The sequence below is a fragment of the Rhodobaculum claviforme genome (assembly GCF_016653255.1).
Taxonomy (GTDB): domain Bacteria; phylum Pseudomonadota; class Alphaproteobacteria; order Rhodobacterales; family Rhodobacteraceae; genus Rhodobaculum; species Rhodobaculum claviforme.
In genome coordinates this window covers 1-2780 of the sequence record NZ_NHSD01000023.1, presented here as the reverse complement: position 1 = coordinate 2780, position 2780 = coordinate 1, and the positions used below count along the sequence as shown (strand labels likewise).

The window sequence follows — 2780 nt, the reverse complement described above, 5'->3', positions numbered from 1 at the left end:
TCGTCTGCGCCCCCTGCACCAGATCCCGCAGCGCCGCCGCCGCGCGCCCGCGCTGCGTCGGCGTGGCCGCCGGGGCGTCCACCTCGGGCGGCAGCGTCGCCATCAGCGTTCGCAGGGTGGGCGACCCGGTGCGGAAGTTGCGCGCGATGTCCAGCGTCGTCGCCGCGTCCGCGCGCCACAGGAGCGGGACATTGGGGTTGCCGCGCATGTCGACGGGAAAGATCGAAAATAACAGGCGAAAGGAATTCAGGTTTTCTGATTCGGCCCGATCCGCCCTTTGCGAAAGGTCCCGGGATTCAACTGCGACGTGAAATGGAACCCCGTGGGACATCCACAGGGCATGGCCACTGTCCGTCGCCGCCGATGCCGACCCCGCCAGCGCAGACGCGACAGCAAGGGCGAGCACCGCGTTTCGCGCCATCCTAGCCATTTGATTGAATCTGATCCCTTGGACACTAGCCAAAGGTTCTAATTTGTATCCCCATCCCATTCAAGCGGACATGGTGCGGACAAAACGGCACGCCCCCCCCCGTCCGGGGTCGGCGCGGGCCGCGCCCTCAGAGCAGCGCTTCGCGCAGATCGCGGGGGGGGTCTGCGGCGCCCTGAAGGTCGATGTCCCGCTCCACATGGTCCAGATGCGCGGCCATCAGCGCCACGGCGCGCGCGGTGTGGCCCGCGGCGATGGCCTCCACCAGGTCGGCATGTTCGTCGGGGCCGCAGTTGGCGACCATCTGCGGCTGGTACACCGCCGTGATCAACGAGGTGCGCGAGATCAGGTCCCGCAGCACCTGTTGCAGGTACCCCGCCCCCGACAGCTCTGCGATCAGCAGGTGGAACGCCCCCGACAGCCGCACGATGGCCGAGCGGTCGCGGGCGGCATGGGCCGCGCGCTCGGCCTCGACATGGGCGCGCAGGCGGGCGATGCCGGGCGCGTCGATGCGCGCGCACAGCCGCTCCACCACCCGCCCCTCGATGGCGCGGCGGGCAAAGAAGACGTCGCGCGCCTCGTCGATGGTCGGCTCGGCCACGCAGGCGCCGCGGTTGGGCACCAGCAGGATCAGCCCGTCGCGCTCCAGCATGGCAAAGGCCTGGCGGATGCGCGCGCGGCTGACCTCGAAGATCTCTGCGAGCTGTTCTTCCTTGAGGCGGGCGCCGGGGCGCAGCCGGCGTTCGGCGATGGCCAGCCAGATGCGTTCGCAGATCGTCTCCACAGTGGCGCTCGGCCGGGGGTCGGGCATGGGGCCTCCGTGGGGTGCTGGGTGTCGCGGCCCCTTGCGATGCTGCGGAACCGGGCAGAAGTCAAGATTTCAGGCACAATCGCACACAGTCTCGACGACATTCCTGTCGACAATCGTGGCATCCCCCCCTAGCCTGTCCCCGAAGCACCCGGAGGACCCAGCGCATGGACGTCGATTTCACCCGCGCCGACGCCGCGGAGCGCTACCGCTGGCTGACCAATTTCGTCGGCCCGCGCCCCATCGCGCTCGTCTCCACCCGCGGGCCGGACGCCATCCACAACGCCGCCCCCATGAGCTTCTTCAACGTCGTCTCGCACGAGCCGCCGCTGCTGGTGCTGGGCATCCAGCCGCGCGAACCGGGCCGGGACAAGGACACCGTGGCCAACATCCGCGCCACCGGCGACTTCACCGTCAACATGGTGGACATGGCGCTGGCGCCGGGGATGCTGCTGTGCGGCCTCGACCCCGGCCCCGGCGTGGACGAGATCGCGCTGGCCGGGCTGACGGCCGTTCCCGGCACCCGGGTCGCGGCCCCGCGCATCGGCGAAAGCCCCTGTGCCTTCGAATGTCGGCTGGAGCGCATCATCGACTATCCCCGGCGCGCGGTGATCCTGGGAGAGGTGGTGCACATGCATGTCCACGACAGCTGCCTGGACGCGGCGGGGCGGTATGTCGACCCCGCCCGCTATCAGCCCGTCGCCCGGCTGCACGCCGACAGCTACATCGCCGCGCGCGACCAGTTCGTGCTGCGCGACCCGCCGCTGGAGGCGCTGATGGCCGGACCCGGAGGACGCCCGTGATGCTGCTGCAACTGGTCAACCCCAACTCCACCGCCGCGATGACCGAGGCGATCGGCCGCCAGGCCCGCCGCGTGGCCAACCCCGGCACCCGCATCCTGGCGCAGTGCCCCCCCGACACGCCCGCCAGCATCGAAGGCCACGCCGACGAGGCGCTGTCGGTCCCCGCCATGCTGGCGCTGATCCGCGAGGGGCGCGCGATGGGGGCGGCCGCCCATGTCGTCGCCTGTTTTGACGACCCCGGCCTGGATGCCGCCCGGGAGGAGGCCACCGCCCCCGTCGTCGGGCTGTGCCATGCGGCGGTCACGGTGGCGATGGCGACCGCGCGGCGGTTTTCGGTGGTCACCACCCTGGGCCGGTCGGTGCCGATCATCGAGGATCTGGTGGACCGCTACGGCGCCGCGCGCCAGTGCCGCCGCGTCCGCGCGGTGGAGTTGCCGGTGCTGGCGCTGGACGAGGACCCCGCCCACGCCGAGGCCCTGCTGGAGGCCGCCATCCGCGCCGCCCGCACCGAGGACGGCGCCGAGGCCGTGGTGCTGGGCTGCGCCGGGATGGCCGACATGGCCGCGCGCCTGGCCATCCGCACCGGCGTGCCGGTCATCGACGGCGTGGCCGCGGCCGTCAAGCTCGCCGAGGCGCTGGCGGCGGGCGGCTTCGCCACCTCCAAGCTGGGCGCCTATGCCGACCCCCGGCCCAAGCGGGGGCGGCCCGCGGCCTGACCCCCCGGGCCGGCCGCAGCCGGGGG

The 2780-nt window shown here is 72.1% G+C and carries 4 protein-coding genes; 2 read left to right on the top strand and 2 right to left on the bottom strand.

Going from position 1 to position 2780, the window contains the following annotated elements; translation table 11 throughout:
* Both CCR87_RS00325 and CCR87_RS00320 read right to left on the bottom strand, forming a co-directional pair.
* The coding region (locus CCR87_RS00325; protein ID WP_201155350.1) for a hypothetical protein at nt 1-208 on the bottom strand (208 nt) is incomplete at its 3' end.
* A gap of 349 nt (nt 209-557) precedes the next feature.
* Entirely contained in the window at nt 558-1238 is a 681-nt protein-coding gene (locus CCR87_RS00320) for a GntR family transcriptional regulator (RefSeq protein ID WP_201155349.1), read from the bottom strand.
* 164 nt (nt 1239-1402) lie between these two features.
* Between CCR87_RS00320 and CCR87_RS00315 the strand changes: the two genes are divergently transcribed.
* Together CCR87_RS00315 and CCR87_RS00310 are read left to right on the top strand one after the other, a co-directional pair.
* Nucleotides 1403-2038, top strand: coding sequence for a flavin reductase family protein (locus tag CCR87_RS00315; RefSeq protein ID WP_201155348.1), 636 nt, complete (start codon nt 1403-1405; stop codon nt 2036-2038).
* Complete coding sequence (locus CCR87_RS00310; RefSeq protein ID WP_201155347.1) at nt 2038-2754, top strand: aspartate/glutamate racemase family protein; 717 nt, start codon at nt 2038-2040, stop codon at nt 2752-2754. Before CCR87_RS00315 ends, CCR87_RS00310 begins: the two co-directional genes overlap by 1 nt.
* Nucleotides 2755-2780: the final 26 nt, after the last annotated feature.